At 44.8% G+C, this 22218-nt stretch carries 20 protein-coding genes; 9 read left to right on the top strand and 11 right to left on the bottom strand.

What is annotated here, in order from left to right; all coding sequences use genetic code 11:
- Positions 1-37: 37 nt before the first annotated feature.
- The 3 genes from cmoB to VNE01S_RS11010 form a co-directional block, all read right to left on the bottom strand.
- Entirely contained in the window at positions 38-1009 is a 972-nt protein-coding gene (cmoB, locus tag VNE01S_RS11020) for a tRNA 5-methoxyuridine(34)/uridine 5-oxyacetic acid(34) synthase CmoB (protein ID WP_053393804.1), read from the bottom strand.
- Positions 1010-1118: 109 nt separating this feature from the next.
- Positions 1119-1856, bottom strand: a complete 738-nt coding sequence (gene cmoA / locus VNE01S_RS11015; RefSeq protein ID WP_053393805.1) for a carboxy-S-adenosyl-L-methionine synthase CmoA — start codon at positions 1854-1856, stop codon at positions 1119-1121.
- 101 nt (positions 1857-1957) lie between these two features.
- A complete protein-coding gene (locus tag VNE01S_RS11010) occupies positions 1958-2824 on the bottom strand; it encodes a DUF72 domain-containing protein (protein WP_053393806.1) in 867 nt (288 codons plus the stop codon).
- 261 nt (positions 2825-3085) lie between these two features.
- Here VNE01S_RS11010 and aspS point away from each other — a divergent pair, with 261 nt between their 5' ends.
- Positions 3086-4864, top strand: coding sequence for an aspartate--tRNA ligase (gene aspS / locus VNE01S_RS11005; RefSeq protein ID WP_053394073.1), 1779 nt, complete (start codon positions 3086-3088; stop codon positions 4862-4864).
- A gap of 100 nt (positions 4865-4964) precedes the next feature.
- Here aspS and VNE01S_RS11000 read toward each other — a convergent pair whose 3' ends face one another.
- Positions 4965-5663: a pseudouridine synthase gene (locus tag VNE01S_RS11000; protein ID WP_053393807.1), complete on the bottom strand. Its 699-nt coding sequence runs from the start codon at positions 5661-5663 to the stop codon at positions 4965-4967.
- Between the two features lie 301 nt (positions 5664-5964).
- Between VNE01S_RS11000 and VNE01S_RS10995 the strand changes: the two genes are divergently transcribed.
- Positions 5965-8190 (top strand): NADP-dependent isocitrate dehydrogenase, encoded by a 2226-nt coding sequence (locus VNE01S_RS10995; protein WP_053393808.1) that lies wholly within the window; start codon positions 5965-5967, stop codon positions 8188-8190.
- Positions 8191-8260: 70 nt separating this feature from the next.
- Here VNE01S_RS10995 and cspD read toward each other — a convergent pair whose 3' ends face one another.
- Entirely contained in the window at positions 8261-8482 is a 222-nt protein-coding gene (gene cspD, locus VNE01S_RS10990; RefSeq protein WP_061781642.1) for a cold shock domain-containing protein CspD, read from the bottom strand.
- 464 nt (positions 8483-8946) lie between these two features.
- Between cspD and clpS the strand changes: the two genes are divergently transcribed.
- Positions 8947-9267, top strand: coding sequence for an ATP-dependent Clp protease adapter ClpS (clpS, locus tag VNE01S_RS10985; protein ID WP_053393810.1), 321 nt, complete (start codon positions 8947-8949; stop codon positions 9265-9267).
- A 41-nt stretch (positions 9268-9308) separates the two neighbouring features.
- The gene (gene clpA / locus VNE01S_RS10980) at positions 9309-11582 is read left to right on the top strand and encodes an ATP-dependent Clp protease ATP-binding subunit ClpA (RefSeq protein ID WP_053393811.1); all 2274 of its coding nucleotides are present in this window, start codon (positions 9309-9311) and stop codon (positions 11580-11582) included.
- An 82-nt stretch (positions 11583-11664) separates the two neighbouring features.
- Here the strand turns inward: clpA and VNE01S_RS10975 are convergent, their stop codons facing one another.
- From VNE01S_RS10975 to VNE01S_RS10965, 3 genes are read right to left on the bottom strand one after another with little or no spacing between them, the layout of a single operon-like run.
- Positions 11665-12297 carry a YdcF family protein gene (locus VNE01S_RS10975; protein ID WP_053393812.1) on the bottom strand — a complete coding sequence of 211 codons (633 nt, stop codon included), beginning with the start codon at positions 12295-12297 and terminating at the stop codon, positions 11665-11667.
- A gap of 7 nt (positions 12298-12304) precedes the next feature.
- Positions 12305-13129 (bottom strand): NAD-dependent epimerase/dehydratase family protein, encoded by an 825-nt coding sequence (locus VNE01S_RS10970; RefSeq protein ID WP_053393813.1) that lies wholly within the window; start codon positions 13127-13129, stop codon positions 12305-12307.
- A gap of 2 nt (positions 13130-13131) precedes the next feature.
- On the bottom strand, positions 13132-14016 hold the full coding sequence (locus VNE01S_RS10965; protein WP_053393814.1) for a LysR family transcriptional regulator: 885 nt from the start codon (positions 14014-14016) through the stop codon (positions 13132-13134).
- An 87-nt stretch (positions 14017-14103) separates the two neighbouring features.
- Here VNE01S_RS10965 and VNE01S_RS10960 point away from each other — a divergent pair, with 87 nt between their 5' ends.
- On the top strand, positions 14104-14532 hold the full coding sequence (locus VNE01S_RS10960; RefSeq protein WP_053394074.1) for a PACE efflux transporter: 429 nt from the start codon (positions 14104-14106) through the stop codon (positions 14530-14532).
- Between the two features lie 99 nt (positions 14533-14631).
- On the opposite strand, the gene VNE01S_RS10955 is transcribed toward VNE01S_RS10960, so the two are convergent.
- Complete coding sequence (locus VNE01S_RS10955; protein ID WP_053393815.1) at positions 14632-14865, bottom strand: TIGR02647 family protein; 234 nt, start codon at positions 14863-14865, stop codon at positions 14632-14634.
- Between the two features lie 468 nt (positions 14866-15333).
- On the opposite strand from VNE01S_RS10955, the gene focA reads away from it, so the two are divergent.
- A complete protein-coding gene (focA, locus tag VNE01S_RS10950) occupies positions 15334-16176 on the top strand; it encodes a formate transporter FocA (RefSeq protein ID WP_053394075.1) in 843 nt (280 codons plus the stop codon).
- Between the two features lie 50 nt (positions 16177-16226).
- Here focA and VNE01S_RS19710 read toward each other — a convergent pair whose 3' ends face one another.
- Positions 16227-16352 (bottom strand): hypothetical protein, encoded by a 126-nt coding sequence (locus VNE01S_RS19710; RefSeq protein WP_281178092.1) that lies wholly within the window; start codon positions 16350-16352, stop codon positions 16227-16229.
- A 208-nt stretch (positions 16353-16560) separates the two neighbouring features.
- A complete protein-coding gene (locus VNE01S_RS10945) occupies positions 16561-17355 on the bottom strand; it encodes an ABC transporter permease (protein ID WP_053393816.1) in 795 nt (264 codons plus the stop codon).
- A gap of 473 nt (positions 17356-17828) precedes the next feature.
- Here VNE01S_RS10945 and torE point away from each other — a divergent pair, with 473 nt between their 5' ends.
- Genes torE through torA form a run of 3 tightly spaced genes read left to right on the top strand, consistent with a single transcriptional unit; the run spans position 17829 to position 21730 of the window.
- Positions 17829-18008, top strand: a complete 180-nt coding sequence (gene torE, locus VNE01S_RS10940; protein ID WP_053393817.1) for a trimethylamine N-oxide reductase system protein TorE — start codon at positions 17829-17831, stop codon at positions 18006-18008.
- A gap of 50 nt (positions 18009-18058) precedes the next feature.
- The gene (gene torC / locus VNE01S_RS10935) at positions 18059-19243 is read left to right on the top strand and encodes a pentaheme c-type cytochrome TorC (RefSeq protein ID WP_053393818.1); all 1185 of its coding nucleotides are present in this window, start codon (positions 18059-18061) and stop codon (positions 19241-19243) included.
- A 24-nt stretch (positions 19244-19267) separates the two neighbouring features.
- On the top strand, positions 19268-21730 hold the full coding sequence (torA, locus tag VNE01S_RS10930; RefSeq protein WP_053393819.1) for a trimethylamine-N-oxide reductase TorA: 2463 nt from the start codon (positions 19268-19270) through the stop codon (positions 21728-21730).
- Positions 21731-22218 lie beyond the last annotated feature (488 nt).

Genomic DNA, 22218 nt, shown 5'->3' with positions numbered 1-22218 from the left:
TAACTTCTTGTCAAATTGTTATGTGAGTCTTGGCAGACTATGGTTTTTTCGCAACTAGAACCGCTCGGCGAGGGGCAGGGTAACCTTCTACAGTCTTGCTTGGGTCGTTGGGATCTAGATAGTCAGGCAGAGAGTTATGCGTCATCCAATCAGTGGTACGTTGCTCGTCGGTTGATGTGACATTCTCGTCAACAATACGTACATCGACGAACCCTACCTGTTCTAGCCATACTTTTAGTGCTTTTGCTGATGGGAAAAAGTACACATTGCGCATTTGTGCGTAGCGGTCGAGAGGGACCAACACCGAGGTTTCATCCCCTTCAATCACGAGCGTTTCCAAAATCAGTTCGCCACCAGATACAAGCTGGTCTTTTAGCTGGATTAAGTGATCCAAAGGAGAACGACGGTGGTAAAGGACACCCATGCTAAATACGGTGTCGAACGCCTCCAGTTTTGGCAGTTGCTCAATGCCCAGTGGTAGCAGGTGAGCGCGCTGGTCATCCCCCATCAGTTTACGAATCGCTTCAAACTGAATTAAAAACAGGTGAGATGGGTCAATGCCGACACACAGACGGGCGCCTTCACCGAGCATTCGCCACATGTGATAACCATTACCACAGCCCACATCCAGCACGCTGCGATTCTTTAACGGAGAGATATGAGGCAGTACGCGATCCCATTTCCAGTCACTGCGCCATTCCGTATCAATGTGGATGCCATGCACATGGTATGGCCCTTTACGCCAAGGGTGGAAGGTTTTTAAGAGGTTCTCCAGTTTCTTAAACTCGCCAGCGTGCATTGGCTCGATGTTGTTAATGGATACAGACTCTTTAAGATCAATGTGATCCGGTTGACCTTGAGGGATCTTGTTCAGAGCTTTCAACCAACGGCCAAAATCACCATGCTCAGCATTTTGCCAGTCTGTCAGTTGCTGAGGCAGCGTGTTTAGCCAAGGTTGTAAACGAGTATCTTGAGCGATCAGCTGGTAAAAGTTAGCGAAATTAAACATGGAATCGGAACCTGGTACCTAAATTTATATCCCCAGAAAAATCATAGATTGTATATCGCTCTAGGGCGTCACGACATACAAAGAAATACGGTGTTCGTTAGTCGGCCATTTACTTAATGGCAAACATGGAACCAAAGTTAAAACACTGGAACCACACATCAAAGCTGCTGAAACCAATTTTAGCGAATCGCTCTTTATGTTCTCTTTTTGAGTCAGGGCGCATTACGTTTTCGATGGCACTGCGTTTTTGACTGATCTCTAGCTCGCTATAGCCGTTAGCGCGCTTAAAGTCATGATGCAGGTCGATCAACAGTTCATTGGATACTTGATCTTCGAATACGAACTTTTCAGACAGAATTAAAATACCGCCTGGGCGTAAGCCAGCATAGATTTTTTCAAGCAATATGTAACGATCTTCTGGTGAAAGAAACTGCAAGGTAAAGTTCAGCACCACTACCGACGCGTTTTCAATGTTGATATCGCGAATATCCGCTTCGACAACATCGACCGGAGTATCACTGCGGTAAGCGTTAACGTGTAGTTTGCAGCGTTCTACCATGGCTGAAGAGTTATCGACCGCAATGATCTGACAGCCTTCTTGTTGTATATGGCGGCGCATCGAAAGTGTTGCCGCGCCCAAAGAGCAACCTAGGTCATACACATTCGAGTGTGGTTTTACAAAGCGTTCCGCCAGCATACCGATTGCCGAGATAATGTTGCTGTAACCCGGGACCGAGCGTTGAATCATATCCGGAAACACTTCAGCGACACGTTCATCAAACGTGAAATCACCAATTTTATCGATTGGAGCCGAAAAAATGGTATCTGGATTACTTTTTGGATTCATAACTCGTTCTCTTACCCAAGGCTGGTGCAAATCGCCGCCATTAAAAAGGCGCGTATTTTATGAGAAATTCGCGCCTCTGTCATGCTTTCAAATGATTCCTGCTAAAACATCTGTATCTGAGAGTTGCCATCGTTGGCCGGAAAGGGTGCTAAGTCGGGTAGAGCCGAGTGTTGTTGCAACATTCTGTATAGGTTAGCGGCAAGTTCTGGTGCCACAATATTGTCTGCGGTGTGGATCATTACATAGGGTTGTTTCCCTTGGCTTATCCATTCAGGAAGCTTGGTTAACCATGGTGCCAAAAAATCGTAGTTTTTACTTTCTTCGGGATGACCGATAAAGCGAATCATAGGGTTTGCAGCCGTCGCGATCGCATGCACTGGGACTTTGGGCTTTTTCATCTGCGCATCTATGATGGCTTCATTCTCGGGCTTTGCGGCAAATACTGGTCGACTATCCATAATAATCCGGTCATACCCTTTTTCTATGAGCCAATGATTCAAGGCTTTTTCGGCGTCGCCTTTCGCAAAAAACTCAAGGTGTCTAACTTCTACGCCAATCGGAAAGTTAGGCGGGAAGAGAGAGCAAAACTTTTTTAGTGCGTCTAAATGATTTGGGCCAAAAGCCGCTGGCAGCTGTATGGTCCACTGTCCAACGCGGTCATGCAGTGGCTCCATGATTTGCATGAATTCTTTCAGCTGTGCTTGGCTGCCTTTGAGCATTTGCTGGTGGGTAATTGCTTTAGGTAACTTAAAGGTAAAGCGAAAATCATCATGTGTGGCGGCTTTCCAGTTCAAAACGGTGGAAGCACTGGGTGTGGCGTAAAAGGTGGTATTTCCTTCTACTGTATGGAACACCTGAGCGTATTTCGCCAATCTTTCTGCTGGTTTCGTGCCGCTGCCATAAAAGCTTTGCTGCCAGTTGTTGTGTGACCACATGGTCAGGCCGAGCCTAAGGGGTAAAGTGTCCATATTTAACTATCAATATCTTCTCACTGAGTTTTGCCGAAGCGCCCATTATAAGGGTATAATCAGCGCCAATTTTCTTGTATTGCTGCTGTTTTATCCCTTAGTTGGTTTAAAAAGCATCAATAGATAATAAATCGCAATAAATTGTACGCTGGGTAGTCGATCTAAACGAACTTTCAGCGTATAAATGGAACTTTGCACTATCTGTGACGTTATCACTGATAGATGGTAATCAACAAATTTAAAGAGATTGGGAATTTCATTATGCGTACCCATTACTGTGGTCACCTGAACAAGTCCCTTGCAGGACAAACTGTAGAACTTTGCGGCTGGGTTAACCGTCGCCGTGATTTAGGCGGTCTTATTTTTATCGATATGCGAGATCGTGAAGGCATCGTTCAGGTAGTTGTAGATCCAGATATGGCAGATGCGTATGAAGTGGCTAACACACTTCGTAATGAATTCTGTATCAAACTGACGGGTGAAGTTCGTGTTCGTCCAGACAGCCAAGTAAACAAAGACATGGCAACAGGTGAAGTTGAGATCCTTGCAAAAGGTCTTGAAATCATCAACCGTGCTGACGTTCTGCCTCTAGACTTCAACCAAAAGAACTCTGAAGAGCAGCGTCTGAAGTACCGTTACCTAGACCTGCGTCGCCCAGAAATGAGCGACCGCATCAAGCTACGTGCTAAAGCGTCTAGCTTCGTTCGTCGTTTCCTAGATGACAACGGTTTCCTAGACATCGAAACGCCAGTACTGACAAAAGCGACGCCAGAAGGTGCGCGTGACTACCTAGTACCAAGCCGTGTGCATAAAGGTAGCTTCTACGCGCTTCCTCAGTCTCCACAGCTATTTAAACAGCTGCTGATGATGTCTGGTTTTGACCGCTACTACCAAATCGTTAAGTGTTTCCGTGACGAAGACTTACGTGCTGACCGCCAACCAGAATTTACTCAGATCGATATCGAAACGTCATTTATGACGGCTGACGAAGTTCGCGCAACGACCGAGAAAATGGTTCGTGATATGTGGCAAGAGCTACTAAACGTGGACCTAGGCGAATTCCCAGTGATGCCATTTAGTGAAGCGATTCGTCGTTTCGGCTCTGACAAACCAGACCTACGTAACCCGCTAGAGCTAGTCGATGTTGCTGATCTAGTGAAAGACGTTGAGTTCAAAGTATTCTCTGGCCCTGCAAACGATGAGAAAGGTCGCGTTGCGGTAATTCGTGTACCAGGTGGTGCTTCACTGACTCGTAAGCAAATCGATGGTTACGGTGAATTCGTTGGTATTTACGGTGCGAAAGGTCTAGCTTGGATGAAGGTTAACGACCGTGCTGCTGGCATGGAAGGCATCCAGTCTCCAGTGGCTAAGTTCCTAAACGAAGACGTGATCAACGGCATTCTAGACCGTACTCAAGCAGAATCTGGCGACATCATCCTATTTGGCGCAGATAAAGCGGGTATCGTTGCAGAAGCGATGGGTGCGCTACGTCTGAAACTAGGTACAGACCTAGAGTTAACAGACCAATCTGCATGGGCGCCACTATGGGTTGTTGACTTCCCAATGTTTGAAGAAGATGACGAAGGCAATCTACACGCAATGCACCATCCATTCACATCGCCTTTAGGTGTGACTGCGGAAGAGCTTAAAGCGAACCCAGCAGCGGCTAACTCTAACGCGTACGACATGGTTCTGAACGGTTACGAAGTGGGTGGCGGTTCTGTTCGTATCCACAACGCAGATATGCAAGCAGCGGTATTTGATATTCTAGGTATCACGGCTGAAGAGCAGCAGCTTAAGTTTGGCTTCTTGCTTGATGCACTAAAATTCGGTACACCTCCACACGCTGGTCTTGCATTCGGTCTTGACCGTCTAGTGATGCTGCTATGTGGTACAGAGAACATCCGTGATGTGATTGCATTCCCTAAAACAACAGCGGCTTCTTGTCTACTGACAGACGCACCAAGCCTTGCAAACCCAGCAGCGCTTGAAGAACTAGCGGTTGCAGTGACAGTAGCAAAAGATAAAGACGCCGAGTAAACCAACGCTCAGGTCAGAAAATTCAAAACGCCACTTCATTTGAAGTGGCGTTTTTTTAGTTTTGGCTCTTATCTCGAAGGATGTGTAGAGAGTCAACGTACTAGTTTGATAATTTAATCTCTTTCCATTCACCGGGTTGTAACTCATCAAGCGTAATATCCCCCATTGAATAGCGAATCAGGCGCAGAGTCGGGAAACCGATATTTGCCGTCATACGGCGTACTTGGCGGTTACGTCCCTCAATGATCGTGATGGCCAGCCACGTAGTGGGTATATTGGCGCGAAATCGCACGGGAGGATTTCTGTCCCATACTTGCGGCTCTGACATAATTTCCACTTGTGCTGGTAGCGTCATACCATCTTTCAATTCAACGCCTTTGCGTAACTTATCGAGGTCTGCTTCGGTTGGTGCTCCATCGACTTGAACCCAATAAGTTTTTGGTGACTTGGAGCTAGGCTGGGTCAGTTTCGCTTGTAAGATACCATCGTTGGTGAGCACCATCAGGCCTTCACTGTCGCGATCAAGGCGGCCAGCCGCGTACACATCTTTGACCGCAATATAGTCAGCGAGAGTTTTGCGACCTTCGCCATCTGTGAACTGGCTCAGTGTATCGTACGGCTTATTGAATATGATGACCTTGCGATCTTCTGGCGCGACTCTGGGCTTATTTGAAGCGGTTTTACGGCGATTCTGCGACGAATGTTTTTTGGTTCGTTGTGTTGAATTTGGACGTTTAAAACCGGGTTTTCCCACTCGGGATGAAGACTTAGATGACTCACGGCGTGAGCGTAGTGACATGTTAACTACCTTGCAAAAATGTAAACGAAGTGTGTTTGAAAGTTTCAGTTCTGCCCAATTTAGGCTATGATGTGCGCGCCCAAATACAGGATTGGTGAACAAGATAATAGACTATTATACCGATTTTGTTTAACTATTAAGAACAGCTCTCATGGATCTTACTTTTTAGCAAAAGAGTAAGTAAAAACAAAAGAGACAACAAATCGCTAATAAGTGAGGGGATGTATAAATAGCTTGTTAGCGGACACACATAACAAAGCCGTTCATCCGACTGGTTTTGTCAGAACTATAGGGAAATTTCATGCCTACAGAAAAACCTACTATCATTTATACCATTACTGATGAAGCGCCTGCACTAGCGACTTACTCGCTACTTCCGATTATTCAGTCGTTTACAGCTTCTTCAGGTATTGACGTTGATACCCGTGACATCTCTCTAGCTGGGCGTATTATTGCTAACTTCCCTGAGCATCTAACTGAAGAACAGCGCATTGGCGATGCACTTTCTGAGCTAGGTGACCTTGCTAAAACTCCAGAAGCAAATATCATCAAACTTCCTAACATCTCAGCTTCTATTCCTCAGCTTAAAGCGGCAATTAAAGAGCTACAAGATAAAGGCTACAACCTGCCAAACTACCCAGAAGAACCAAGCACATACGAAGAGAAAGCGATCAAAGCAACGTATGACAAAATTAAAGGTAGTGCAGTAAACCCTGTACTTCGTGAAGGTAACTCTGACCGTCGTGCGCCTCTATCTGTTAAAAACTACGCGAAGAAAAATCCACACTCGATGGGCGCGTGGTCTAAAGACTCGAAATCTCATGTTTCAAGCATGTCTGAAAAAGACTTCTTCGGTAGCGAAAAGTCTCATACCGTTGATGGTGCAACTGAAGTTAAGATCGAATTTGTTGGTCAAGACGGCAGCGTAAAAGAGCTTAAAGCGCCATTTGCACTACAAGATAAAGAGATCATTGACTCTTCAGTCATGAACAAGAAGGCGTTGGTTGAGTTCTTCGAACAAGAAATTGAATCGGCTAAACAGCAAGATGTTCTGCTTTCTCTACACATGAAAGCGACCATGATGAAAGTCTCTGACCCAGTGATTTTCGGTCACGCAGTGAAAGTTTACTACAAAGATGTATTCGCGAAGTACGGTGAACTCTTTGAAAAACTGGGCGTTGATGTAAATAACGGTATCGGCGACGTATACAGCAAGATCCAAGCACTTCCAGAAGCACAAAAAGCCGAAATCGAAGCGGCTCTTGAAGCGGTTTACGAAACTCAACCACCACTAGCAATGGTTGATTCAGACCGTGGTATTACCAACCTACACGTACCAAGTGACATTATTGTTGATGCATCTATGCCAGCAATGCTGCGTTCTTCTGGTCAAATGTGGGGTCCAGATGGTAAGCAGAAAGATGCGAAAGCGATGATCCCAGATCGTTGTTACGCAGGTATCTACCAAGCAGTTATCGACTTCTGTAAAGAACACGGCGCATTTGACCCAACAACAATGGGCAGTGTGCCTAACGTTGGTCTAATGGCGCAAAAAGCAGAAGAGTATGGTTCACACGACAAGACATTCATCCTTGATGCGGCTGGTACAGTACGTATTGTAGATGCTTCAGGTGCGGTTCTACTTGAGCAAGCAGTTGAAGAAGGCGATATCTTCCGTATGTGTCAGGTGAAAGACGCACCAATTCAAGACTGGGTTAAACTTGCCGTAACACGTGCTCGTGCAACGGGTGTTCCAGCAGTTTTCTGGTTAGATGAAAACCGTGCTCACGACGCGGAGCTTATCAAGAAAGTGAATGCTTACCTTCCAGAACACGATACGACTGGTTTAGATATCAAGATCCTTGCACCACTAGAAGCATGTATGTTCTCTCTAGAACGTATCAAAGAAGGACTAGATACTATTTCTGTAACAGGTAACGTACTACGTGATTACCTAACAGATTTGTTCCCAATCCTAGAGCTTGGTACATCTGCGAAGATGCTATCAATTGTTCCATTGATGAGTGGCGGTGGTTTATTTGAAACAGGCGCTGGTGGCTCTGCACCTAAGCATGTTCAGCAGGTTGAGAAAGAAAACCACCTACGTTGGGATTCTTTAGGCGAGTTCCTAGCACTAGCGGCATCTCTTGAGCACCTAAGCACAGTAACTGGTAACGCGAAAGCGCAAGTTCTGGCGGATGCGCTTGATAAAGCAACAGGTGAGTTCCTTGACAACAACAAGTCACCTTCACGTAAAGTAGGGGAGCTGGATAACCGTGGTTCACACTACTACCTAGCAACTTACTGGGCACAAGCTCTTGCTTCTCAGACTGAGGATGCAGACCTGGCAGCGGAATTCGCTCCAATCGCTGAAGAGCTAGCATCTAAAGAAGAGGCTATTGTTGCTGAATTGAATGGTGCGCAAGGTAATCCTGGTGATTTAGGTGGCTACTACCTACCTGTGTTTGACAAAGTTTCGACTCTGATGCGTCCAAGCTCAACGCTAAACGCGATTATCAAACGATAACACCAAGAACAAAGAAACCCGCCGAAAGGCGGGTTTTTTGTGTTTTCGTTCTAACTTTTTAGGCAGCGGATTATTTTGCTGGTTGGGCTTCCACTGGCGTTACCACACTTGCGTGATAGCCTTTTGGACCCTCTTCCACTTCAAAGGTAACTTGTTGGCCTGCTTTCAGAGTACGGTACCCATCCATCTGAATTGTTGAGTAGTGAGCGAATACATCTCCGTCTTCACCTTCCGGACAGATAAAACCAAATCCTTTGGCATTATTAAACCATTTCACTGTACCTGTAGCCATGCTATACATCCCTCATGCATTGTGTTACTGATGTTGTTTGAACGCCTACACGTGACCTCGTGTAAACAAAAAGTGAATTTTAATTCAGCCGCTGCCAAATTTTCAGTCACTATTTGACCAATTTAGCTAATGATTGAATACAGTCAATAGTAAAAAGGTATTAGGGTCTACATATTTACAAACAAATCACTTTTGAGATTTACATTTTTGTAACTAACGGTGGTGGATTTAATTGAGTATATGCACGACAAAATAATTTTCGGCTTCTTTTTAATCAATTAGATACACAAAGTTGCTCGGTAAGAGATCTTTTATTTGCAGCCACACAATTGGTGGATTAGTCTCTAAGTATGGGAAACGAAAATTTCACACTGTTTTTCCCTTAATGTAAGAACTAAATTCAAAACATCTGCTCTTTGAAGTGGTAAAATTAAAACAAAGTTATACATCAACACTGATTTATCATGAGCAAGCATTTTGAATGGGTGACTCCAGATTCCGATCTGTTGGAGTTAGAAAAAACAAAAATAAAACCGCCATCTATGTATAACGTTGTGTTGAACAACGATGATTACACCCCGATGGACTTTGTAATTGAGATCTTGGAACGTTTTTTCTCAATGAATGCAGACCAAGCAACGCAAGTGATGCTTAAAGTGCACTATGACGGTAAAGCCATTTGCGGAACGTTTACCGCAGAGGTTGCTGAAACTAAGGTAGCGCAAGTCACTATGTATTCTAGGGAGAACGAACATCCTTTGCTATGTACGATGGAACAGGCCTAGCGTTTTCTCGTGCTATTTGAGTTGTTGTTGAGGAGGTCCTTATGCTGAATAAAGAATTAGAGTCGAGCCTAAACAGCGCGTTTTCCCGCGCTCGTGATAAACGACATGAGTTCATGACTGTCGAGCACCTCCTGTTAGCATTGTTGGAAAACGATGCAGCGAGAGAGGCACTACAAGCCTGTCAAGCAGACATTGAAGCACTGCGCAATGAGCTTGATATTTTTATTGATCAAACAACACCTCTCATTCCTGAAAATGACGAATCTCGTGAAACTCAGCCGACTTTGAGTTTCCAGCGAGTACTACAGCGTGCGGTATTCCATGTTCAGTCCTCTGGACGCAGTGAAGTCACTGGCGCCAACGTCTTGGTGGCAATTTTCAGTGAACAAGAATCACACGCAGCTTACCTATTGAAAAAGAATGATATTAGTCGCTTAGATATCGTTAACTTTATTTCTCACGGTATCACTAAGGCTTCTAGCCAAGGTGATGATGCGTCTTCCTCTGACTCATTCAGCAGCGATAGCAATGTGGAAGAAGTGAATTCTGAAGAGCGACTAGAGAGTTTTGCAACGAACCTGAATCAACTCGCGCAACAAGGCCAAATTGACCCGTTGATTGGCCGCGAGAAAGAGCTAGAACGCACAATTCAAGTACTTTGCCGTCGCCGTAAAAACAACCCATTGTTGGTGGGTGAAGCGGGCGTAGGTAAAACCGCTATTGCCGAAGGTTTGGCGTGGAGAATTGTTGAAGGCCAGGTGCCTGAGATTATCAAAGACAGCGTTATTTACTCGCTAGATATTGGTTCATTGCTGGCAGGCACTAAGTATCGTGGTGACTTCGAGAAACGTTTCAAAGCTATTTTGAAGCAACTGGAGAAAGAAAGTGACGCGATCCTATTTATTGATGAAATTCACACCATCATTGGTGCTGGCGCAGCATCAGGTGGTCAAGTTGATGCGGCAAACCTTATCAAACCGTTGCTAAGTAGCGGTAAACTGCGTTGCATTGGTTCAACAACTTATCAGGAATACAACAATATTTTTGAGAAAGAGCGTGCATTGTCTCGTCGTTTCCAAAAAATTGATGTTGTTGAACCATCGGTTGATGACACAACCAAAATCTTGATGGGTCTAAAACCAAAATATGAAGCACACCACGAAGTTCGTTATACCAACAAGGCGCTTCGTGCGGCGGTAGAACTGTCCGCGAAATACATCAATGAGCGTCACTTACCCGATAAAGCCATTGACGTAATCGATGAAGCCGGTGCTCGTAGCCGTCTAGCGCCAGCCAGCCGTCGAAAGAAAACAGTGGGGGTTGCGGATATTGAGGCGATGGTTGCCAAAATGGCACGCATCCCTGAGAAATCCGTCTCGTCGTCTGACAAAGAAGTTCTTCAGAATCTTAGCAAGAAGATGAAGATGCTGGTATTCGGCCAAGACAATGCCATTGATGTACTCAGCGAAGCCATTAAGCTAACCCGTGCTGGATTGGGTGCTGATAATAAACCCGTTGGTTCGTTCTTATTTGCTGGCCCTACTGGTGTGGGTAAGACAGAGGTGACGGTTCAGTTGTCTAAATTGATGGGTATTGAGCTACTCCGATTTGATATGTCTGAATATGGCGAGCGTCATTCAGTGAGTCGACTTATCGGTGCGCCTCCTGGCTATGTTGGTTACGACCAAGGTGGTTTGTTGACCGATGCGGTAATCAAACACCCTCACGCGGTTGTGCTGCTCGATGAGATTGAGAAAGCTCACCCTGATATCTTTAACTTGTTACTTCAGGTTATGGATAACGGTACACTGACTGACAACAATGGTCGCAAGGCGGATTTCCGTAATGTCATCTTGGTCATGACCACAAACGCGGGTGTACAGGAAACCGTTAAGAAATCGATCGGCTTGATCCAGCAAGATCATAGCCACGATGCCATGGCTGAGATTAAGAAAGTCTTCACTCCTGAGTTTCGTAACCGTTTGGATAATATTATCTGGTTCAACAGCCTTGATGAGCATGTTATTCATCAGGTGGTTGATAAGTTCATTGTGGAGCTCCAGGCACAGCTTGATGTTCGTGGTGTTTCTCTGGAAGTATCCGACGATGCTCGCCATTGGTTAGCATTGAAAGGTTATGATAAAGCCATGGGTGCAAGACCAATGGGACGAGTTATTCAGGACCAGTTGAAGAAACCTCTGGCCAACGAATTGCTGTTCGGTTCCCTGATTGATGGTGGTACGGTGAAAGTCGAGCTCAAAGATGATGAACTGAAGTTTCAGTATCTGAGTGAGAAAGAAGCTGCTATACACTAGAACTGCGAACTAAATTGAAAAGCCAGATTATTCTATCTGGCTTTTTTATTACTAGATGTGACCTTAAATCAATCAAACCTGATCAAACCTGATCAAACGCGGCTTTGAGTGCTTGGTAAGATACTTCAACGTCCTCAGGGACATGCTGTTCGATTTGGAAACCAAGCGCAGGGTAAGATTTAATTCTCTCGAAATCACCAAGCATGGCTCTGATTGTCGTATCAATGTCTATCTCATCATTAAAGTAGTCATGAAACGCTATCTTGGGTGATGTCACCACAACACTCTCGAATTTAGTGGGCCACTGCTTCTTGAACGTCGCGTAGGTTCTTCTTTCCATATAAGGTTTTTGAACCAAAATAAGCCGATCGAATGTTAGTTGGCTATGTTCAAATAACTGGGCTGTGAACAAAATGTTTTCACCCGTGTTGGTTGCTTGGTTTTCGATCAGAATATCCTTACTAGGTACGCCCATATCTAGCGCAATTTGAGCAAACGTTTCTGCTTCAGTCTGTTCAAACACCCCTTCAGTTAACCTGCCGACGCCGCCCGAAAAAGCCAATTTTCCAGCCCAACCGTCAAGGTAAAGACCGGCTGCATACTCGGCGACCCGAATGTCGTTGCTACCAAGCACGAAAATACAATCCGATTTGATCAGGCTATCGTCTAGCTGCATATAGGCCCACAAGTTTTCAATATGCTGGTATAGCTTCATGATTGACCTATTCGACTAATTCAAGTGTATGCTGGTGGTGGAAACGATAGCCCAGATCCATAAGCAAATCGGCCAGAATGCGTTTGTCAGCAATATGTACAATCGGAGGTAAGTTCTCGTCAGAGCCCACACTGTTCAGTGCTGCTTGGTAAAACTCTGCTTTGCTAACGGTATTTGGCGTTGTCGCATTTACCACCACGCTTTTCTCCATAGTCGAAACAAAACTTACTGCGCCGATAGCATCGGTTAAATGCAGCATATTAGCTGGCGCGAGATCGCTGACTTGCTTCAATTTCGACGCGAATCGAGATGGATGACGATCTGGGCCCACTAAGCCACTACAACGAACAATGCCGTAAGGGATACCTGACTCCTTCACGTATTGCTCAGCTTGCAGCATAATTTTAGCGTTAGCTGAAAAAGCATCATTGTCGCTCGCTAACTCAAGTGCCGCGTCCTCTTCGGCCATCTCTTTCGCTTGATTTGGGTAGACGGTTGTTGAGCTCACCATAACGATACGTGTTGCTTTTGCATGTTGACACGCGTCTACCAGCTTTTTCCACTGCACTGCGTATTCGGCGCCTTGGCCTTTTCGAAAGCCTGGTGGAAAACAACCGATAACGATATCAGAATGTCTTTCGAGCAAAGGTTCTTTTACCAATGCCACGTCGTCGTCCAGATTAAGTTGGAATGCTCTAAGGTGCTCCCTTTCCAGTGCATTGACACCTTCTATCGACGTTTTGCTTACAAAAACTTTATGTCCGATCGTTTCAAGGTAGTGCGCAAGAGGGCGGCCAAGCCATCCTCCACCAACTATAGTTATCGTCTTCACACTTAACTCCCTGTTAATAGGTTGCGTATTTCTGCTCTCAGCATGCTGTGAATGGGTAAAGCGCTGAATGCAGGGTGCTGTATAACGTCTACATTAGCATGCCAAGTTAATTGTTTAAATTTTACTGGCACTCGGATGATTTCGCCGGACGCTAACAAGGGTTGAACCATATGGCTTGGCAGTACTCCCCAGCCAAAGCCTTTGGCAACTAAATCCATCAGAATGTAGTAGTTATCTGCGTACCACACATTTGGGCTATATGCTTTCTGGAAGCTGCTGGTTTTACTGGTTTTGGAGCGAATGAGTAATTGACGAAAGAGGGTCAGTGTCTCCAAGTTATCAGATGTGGATTGTGCAAGGGGATGCTTGCTTGAAACATAGACGTCGAATTGGATACTGCCCACGGACTCAAAGTCAATCCCAGTAGGTAAATCGACCTCTGAGAACAGCAAACCAGTAGAAGCCCGCTTCGATTCCACTAGTTCAATAATATCGACACTCGATGCAGACAATAATTCAAAGTTAACACCAGGATAGCGAGTGCTTACTTGACTGATTGCATCCGACAAGCGATTGAGAGGAATGCCCTCATCAATAGCGATACAAAGATCAGTATGCTCTTGTTTGAAAATTTGCTCTGCGCTCTGTTTTAAGCGGTTGTGCTGCTGCAACGTTGCTTGCGCGTAGGGTAACAGCTGTTTGCCTTCTTCGGTCAATACTGGGTAGCGCCCCTCTCGGTTGAAGAGAGGGAAACCGCTGTCTATTTCCAAATTGATGATGTGCTGGCTAATGGCCGATTGTACCTTATTGAGCGTACGCGCGGCGGCAGAAAATGAGCCTTGCTCAACAGTAGCGACAAAAGCTTGGAGTTGTTCGATGCTAAACATATCACTTTTACTGATGCTATCTAATTATTAAGCATCTTAAATATTGATGATAATAAGCGCAACGAAATCGGAAAAGTGAGAGTAATGATGACATCCAAAGAAAGAGTGTTTCACGCGGTATTATTTGAAGCGATTGCATTAGCGATTGTCATTCCTGTTTCGGCTATCGTGACAGGAAAAGGCGCTAGCGACATAGCGCTGGTTGGGGTTGGCCTGAGCCTGTTTACCGTGTTTTGGAACTACTACTACAACATGATGTTTGATCGCTTGTTTGGTCAAGATCGCGTGCAACGATCATTGCAAAAGAGGATCGCCCACACTTTAGGGTTTGAAGGCGGCCTGATCTTCATCACTGTGCCTGTGATTGCTTGGTTTTTGGGGATAAGTTTGATGAACGCGATGTTACTTGAAGCTGGGTTTTTAGCATTCTTCTTTTTTTACGCGCTCGCTTTTAACTGGTGGTTTGATAAATATCAGCCATATAAGCTGGTGTTGGGAATAGAAGACAAGCGGTAGTTCTGCCAGCGAGTAAGAAAGGCGTAAAAAAACATAGAGGAAAAGGTAAATAAAAATAAAGGGCCTATCTGGCCCTTTATTCTATTTTGTAGAGACAATTTAACTGGAAAGTACACGGAGTACTTTGTCTGCTTGCTCGGCAACCTCGATACCTTCGTCAGTTAGGTAGCCACCGTCTGGCAGAGTACATAGATTTTTGGCATACAGGCGCTGTACTGCGGCTTGCATTTCTTCAGAAGCGTCGTTGTGTACTTTGATTCCTGTGGCCGAACTGCTGATATCAAACTGGAGCAAAAGGTTAAGTTCTGCGAGGTGATCTGGAGTGTACTTCATTGCTAAATCCTTATTGGAACAGATATTCTCACCATAGTTCGCCCCTTGTTTTGCAGCAATTACCTTTGAATAGAAGTGTTAGCTGGGCCATGAATTTATTGAGAATAAAAACACTCGTAATACATGTTGGTAACATAACTTGTCATCAAGAATGGTGTAATAATCTTGCGTAAGGGCAGGGGCTGTTTTTAGTTAAAATAGTATTAATTGAAATGATTAAGGTTAAGTGGCGAATTAATAAGACTTATGAATAGTGTTCCGTAATTAAGTTACTGATAATTAGATTAAAATAAAATTTCTTTGATCTTTGCTTATTAATTTTAATATTGATTAAACTGTAGGTCATTGTGATAAAAATTGGAATTAAGAACTATTCTATCTAGCGCGCTATATAATGCTTGAAATTGATCACTTTTCGAGTAATTATCCGCGCCCAGTGTCCGTATGTTTCAAAATGTTTCCATAATGATGAACCTTAATCAATTCGATTCTTTGCTTCCCCCACAAATGGCTGAGCGTGCCGCAGAAGTAGGGGTGGGAAAAGCAACCAAAGATCCTGCTAAGTCTTTTTTATTGGCAATTTCTGCCGGCCTGCACATAGGCATTGCTTTTGTTTTTTATACCATCGTCACGACAGGTGCCGCTGATTTACCTTGGGGAATGACTCGTCTGATCGGTGGATTGGCCTTCAGTTTAGGCTTGATCCTTGTTGTTGTGACAGGTGGAGAGCTATTTACCAGTTCGGTGCTGACGTTGGTTGCTCGTGCGAGTGGTAAAATTACTTGGAAGATGTTGTTTAAAAACTGGGCCGTGGTCTATGGTGGCAACTTGGTTGGTGCCTCTCTACTGGTTGTATGTATGCTGCTGACGAAACAATATATGTTTGACCATGGCCAAGTAGGCTTAAACGCGATGGCTATCTCTCAGCACAAATTGCACCACACGTTTTTGTCAGCGGTTGCCCTAGGTGTTATGTGTAATGTGCTTGTGTGTATTGCGGTTTGGATGACATTCAGTGCTCGCACACTGACTGACAAAATAGCGGTGATGGTCTTGCCTGTTGCGATGTTTGTATCAGCAGGTTTCGAGCACTGTATTGCCAATATGTTCCAAGTGCCGTTGGCGATTGGGATAAAGAATTTCGCGCCCGCAGAGTTCTGGCAGATGACAGGGGCTAACATTGCCGATTACGCGGATCTCAATATGGTGGACTTCATTCTGAACAACTTAGTGCCAGTGACCTTAGGCAATATCATAGGTGGGGGCGTTTTTGTTGGGATGTGGTATTGGTTGATCTACTTGCGTGATTAATGAATATTCTTGGGAGAAGGCTATCTAGTACTTCTCCCTAATTTGATGCTTTAGTGGGTTAAACAAAGCTCTTCTGCCGTTACTAGTCCTTCTGGTTGATCTAACAGCCAGTTTCTCAGATCCTCGTCTTCTCTTTCACCGTTTTTTATTTGCTCAGTCCAGTGTAGTAGGTGCATGACATCATTCCTTATTGTTTGCCACTGACGCTCAACCTATCGAACTGAAATGACAAACATATTACGACTCTCGGCATAAAGTTTAGTTTTAGAAGCGAAATCAAGTGCGTGGTTTTTAAACAATAGATTATAGGCACTAAGTATGTATCACCACGGTTATCCACAGATTCTGTGGATAAGATCTTTGTGGCACGTTAGAGCTTATTATCTACTCCTCTTTTCTAGGAGCTATGAGTACTCTGCCGTGAGGATGGATGGCGGTTTTGATAGCCAAATTCAAAGAGATGCTGATCGACACTGACATCATGACGAAGATAGCTACCATGATCATCAGCTGATACTTAATGGCGATGATTGGGTTGGCACCACCTAATATTTGACCTGTCATCATACCGGGCAATGTGACTAGTCCACTTGTCGCCATAGATGCAAGATTTGGGGCGAGTGATTTCTGAATGGCTTCGCGCAAAAATGGTAGGGTTGCATACTTAGGGGATGCGCCGAGTGAAATGGCGGCCTCGTACTCCTGAACTCTCTCTTGCAAAGCGGTAAAAAAGTTTTGCAGTGCCACAATGTTCCCACCAATAGAGTTCCCAAGCAGCATCCCCGCCAAAGGAATGAGGTACTGGGCGCTATAAAGTGGCGTGGGTTTGACGACGACAAGGCAAATAACCGCTAGCATCGGGGCTAGGCCTATCAACAGACCAGCAGAAACGGGTACGAATAGTCGCCTTTTCGGCAGTTTCGCTTTATCGAGAATGGCGCTTGAGCCGATAGCCGTCATCACAAGCAGCCACGCAATATTGACTCCTACATTATTGAGTTCAAACAGGTACTCTAGATAAATGCCGATCAATATAAGTTGAATTGTCATTCGACTAATACTGACGAAAGTATCCTTTGCAATGCCAAGTTGATAGTACTGATTTATCAATAAAGGCACGAGAAGCGTGCTAAAGAAGACTCCGAGGATCGGCCAAGATATATCAACCACACTATTCATTATTGCTACTCCGTCTAGCGAGATATGGATTTTATCTCGCTTTCTAAATCACAGCTACTGGCCACTTTTGACAATGTGGTTTGCCTCGTTTAATACCGCATTTCTCGTATCATTTTGTTAACAAATCCAGTTGTTTTTACGCTGAAATCACGTTCTAAAGTGGAATTTTTTTCTCGGTAAATGGGCGTTAGTAAGTTGAAAATCAAACCAATTGTTAATTTTTTGTTGTTCTTTTTTGTGGGTTTTTGTTGTTCATATTTCTTAATATTTTCACATGCTCTGACATATGGTTTTTTAATCAAACACATCTCTGGATGAGCGCAAAAAAGTGTTGAATAACAAGGTATGAAAGGCAGGAAAATATTGAACCTTACAATTACTATGGTCTAACATTTTCAGTTAGAGATTGTAAAAAAATATTAGCTTTAGCAAAAAAGCTAACCTAGAACACTAAATACAAAATAGGCAAATGTATGAGTGATGTTAACAAAATCGAGGGCGGTGAAAAACGCTCTCTGGAGTGGAAGTCGTTCCTCTTCATTGCGGTTGTTCTCTTTCCGATTCTGAGTGTGGCTTTCGTTGGGGGCTACGGATTTATAGTTTGGATGCTGCAAGTATTCTTCTTTGGTCCACCGGGTGCGCATGGCATGTAAGCCAGTGAGCTCATTTCCACATTTTTGAAAAGATTTTAAGAGAGCAAACTATGAAATCATTGATCGTCAAACTGTGGCGTACTATGACGCGCCCTGCAGTCCATATCAGCCTTGGTGTGCTGACTTTGGGCGGCTTTATTGCCGGTGTTATCTTCTGGGGTGGTTTTAACACTGCATTAGAAGCAACAAACACGGAAAAATTCTGTATTAGCTGTCACACCATGCGTGACAACGTATACGTTGAACTACAAGAAACAGTGCACTGGAAAAACCACTCTGGTGTACGCGCGACTTGTCCTGACTGCCACGTTCCACACAACTGGACAGACAAAATTGCACGTAAGATGCAGGCTTCTAAAGAAGTATTTGCACAAGTTTTTGGTAACTACGACGAACCAGGTGTCTTTGAAGAGCGCCGAATTGAGTTAGCAAAACACGAATGGGATCGTTTCTCTGCCAATAAATCACTTGAATGTAAAAACTGTCACAACTACGCGTCGATGGATTTTGAGCAAATGTCTCCAACTGCTCGTATTCAAATGAAGCAAGCAGCAGAGAAAGATCAAAGCTGTGTTGACTGTCACAAAGGTATCGCGCACCAACTTCCAGCAGGTATGGATAGCATCGGTGGTATCGTGGGTGAGCTAGAGCAAATGACTTCAAGCACTGATTACTCTGCTGGTCAGGCACTAGTGAGTGTTCGTCACCTACCGGTTTACTTTGATGCTCAAGCAACTCAAGAAGCAGGCCTACTTAATCCTGCGTCTACAGTGACTGTTTTAGAAGAGCAGGGTGACATGGTTCACGTTGAGATTGACGGCTGGCGTAAAGCGAAAGGCTTTGGTCGTGTAATTCAAGAAGACTTCGGTATGAACATCGCGGTAGGTTCACTGCTTAAAGAAGCGGCATTAAGCGATGAAATCGTAACGGCTGGCGAGAAGAAAATCGACGAAATGACGGGTCTACCTTGGGAAAAAGTCGCAGCAAATGTTTGGATGAAGAAAGAAGCGATGCTTAATGACGTAACGCCTATCTGGGAAAAAGCGGAAGAAGCATACAAAACAAACTGTTCGGTTTGTCACACTCAGCCAGATGAAGCGCACTTTGACGCGAATACATGGCCAGGCATGTTCAACGGTATGCTTGCATTCGTAAACTTCGATACAGACAGTGAAGCACTTGTATTGAAGTACCTACAGAAGCACTCTTCAGATTTTGCTGAAGGTCACCACTAATAAGCGTCGGATGGAGTAATTGAAATGGCTATTACACGAAGAAGTTTTCTTAAAGGTGTAGCAACCACTAGTGCAGCGTCAGTAATCGGTCCAAGCTTATTGGCCTCAGCGTCTGCAAGCGCAGCTGAAACAACAGGAACCTGGAAAGTTTCAGGTTCTCACTGGGGCGCGTTCCGCGCCCACGTATACGCGGGTAAAGTTCAAGAGATCAAGCCGCTAGAGGCAGATACTAACCCGTCAGAGATGATTAACGGCATTAAGGGTATCATCTACAACCCTTCACGTGTTCGTTACCCAATGGTTCGCCTAGACTGGCTTAAAAAGCACAAATACAGCGCGGAAACACGTGGTGATAACCGCTTTATCCGTGTGACTTGGGATGAAGCTTTGGATCTGTTCTACCGCGAGCTAGAGCGTGTGCAAAAAGACTACGGCCCATGGGCACTGCACGCAGGCCAAACTGGTTGGCGTCAAACTGGTCAATTCCACAGCTGTACCAGCCACATGCAGCGCGCTGTGGGTATGCACGGTAATTTCATCACTAAAGTGGGTGACTACTCAACGGGTGCTGGCCAAACTATCTTGCCTTACGTACTTGGCTCAACAGAGGTTTACGCGCAAGGTACATCTTGGTCTGAGATCCTTAAGAACTCTGACAACATCGTTCTTTGGGCAAATGACCCAGTGAAGAACCTTCAGGTAGGTTGGAACTGTGAAACTCACCAGTCTTTCCCTTACCTAGAGCAGCTAAAAGAAAAAGTTGCGAAGGGCGAGATCAACGTGATCTCGGTTGACCCAGTGAAGAACAAAACACAGCGTTTCCTACAAAACGATCACATGTACATCAACCCGATGACAGACGTGGCGTTTATGCTGGCGATCGCACACGTGCTTTACAACGAAGACCTATACGATAAGAAGTTTATTGAAACTTACTGTCTTGGCTTTGCTGATTTTATTAAGTACGTTCAAGGTGAGTCGAAAGACAAAGTAGAGAAAACTCCAGAGTGGGCAGCGGAAATCTGTGGTGTTAGCGCAGACAAGATCCGTGAATTTGCTCGTATGCTTGTGAATGGCCGTACACAGATCCTGATGGGCTGGTGTATCCAACGTCAAGAACACGGTGAGCAGCCTTACTGGGCAGCAGCAGTTGTTGCCGCTATGGTTGGCCAAATTGGTCTGCCAGGTGGTGGTATCTCTTATGGTCACCACTACTCAGGTATCGGTGTTCCTTCGACTGGTTTTGCAGCGCCGGGTGGTTTCCCACGTAACCTTGACCAAGGTATGAAGCCAAAATGGGACAACAACGACTTTAACGGCTACAGCAAAACAATCCCTGTTGCACGTTGGGTAGACTGCTTGCTAGAACCGGGTAAAGAGATCCGTTACAACGGTTCTAAAGTGAAGCTTCCTGGTTACAAGATGATGGTTATCTCGGGTAACAACCCATGGAACCACCACCAAGATCGTAACCGCATGAAGAAAGCATTCAAGCAGCTACATACGGTTGTAACGATTGAATTTGCCTGGACAGCGAGCTGTCGTTTCTCTGATATCGTGCTACCAGCGTGTACTCAGTTTGAGCGTAACGATATCGACGTTTACGGTTCATACTCAGGTAAAGGCCTGCTTGCAATGCATCGCCTGGTGGATCCTTTGTTCCAGTCTAAGACTGACTTTGAGATCTTTACCGAGCTAACTCGCCGTTTCGGTCGTCATAAAGAGTACACTCGTGGCATGGATGAAATGCAATGGGTTCGTTCACTGTACGATGGTTGTCGTGATGCAAACAAAGGCAAATTCGACATGCCAGAATTCGATGAGTTCTGGGAGAAGAGTGTTCTAGACTTTGGTGAAGGTCAACCTTGGGTTCGTCATGCAGACTTCCGTAAAGACCCAGAGATCAACGCGCTAGGTACTCCGTCAGGCTTTATCGAGATTACGTCACGTAAGATTGGTCGTTACGGTTACGAGCACTGTCAAGAGCACCCAATGTGGTTCGAAAAGACAGAGCGTTCTCACGGTGGTCCGGGTTCAGATAAATACCCATTCTGGCTACAATCTTGTCACCCAGACAAGCGTCTGCACTCTCAAATGTGTGAGTCAGAAGAGTTCCGTGCGACTTATACAGTAGCGGGTCGTGAGCCTATCTACATCAACCCAATTGATGCCAAAGAAAAAGGCATTAAAGACGGTGATTTGGTACGCGTATACAACGACCGTGGTCAGCTTCTTGCTGGTGCTGTGCTGACAGATAGCTACCCACGTGGTGTTATCCGTATCGAAGAAGGTGCATGGTATGGCCCTCTAAATGAGAAAGAAGGTGCTATCTGTACTTACGGTGATCCAAATACACTGACAATGGATATCGGTACTTCTGAGCTGGCTCAGGCAACGTCTGCAAACACTTGTATTGTAGAGTTTGAGAAGTTCACAGGTAAGGTTCCGCCAGTGACATCATTTGGTGGTCCACTCGAAGTGGCATAACACTGACTCGATTTAAATTGATACCAGCCTTATGGCTGGTATTTTTTTGTCTGAATATCTGAACAATAGAATACGCTACCAAAGCGTCTGCCTGGCTCAGCCCACCATGATTTTTACCTGTTCCCTCTGGCTTATTAACTAAGACGGCGACAAAAGACTCACCTGTCAGAATGACATGCCCAAAGGCGTTAAGACGAGGCCGTTTAGCGAGCACAGTCTGCTAGTCTGGTTGATTTTTAAACTTGGTAGTGGTGACAGAACCACTTTTACCGCAGTTTGTAATTTAGCTTCGATAAGAATTGTTTATGTGATCAGAGTCGCCCTTTGATGAAGTGTTTGCGTGTTTAGTGTGCGATTTTTAGATTTATTGATAAATGTGCTGGTTAATTAAGCTTATGAATTAGAACTATTTGTATTGTTTTATTTGTTAATTATTTAGTTTGACACTATTTTGCTCCACCAGAGCGAGCAAGTGGTATTTAACGCTC

The organism is Vibrio nereis NBRC 15637 (genome assembly GCF_001591105.1).
Classification (GTDB): Bacteria; Pseudomonadota; Gammaproteobacteria; order Enterobacterales; family Vibrionaceae; genus Vibrio; species Vibrio nereis.
The sequence above is the reverse complement of the archived record's forward strand: the minus strand, read 5'-3'. Positions and strand labels throughout refer to the sequence as shown.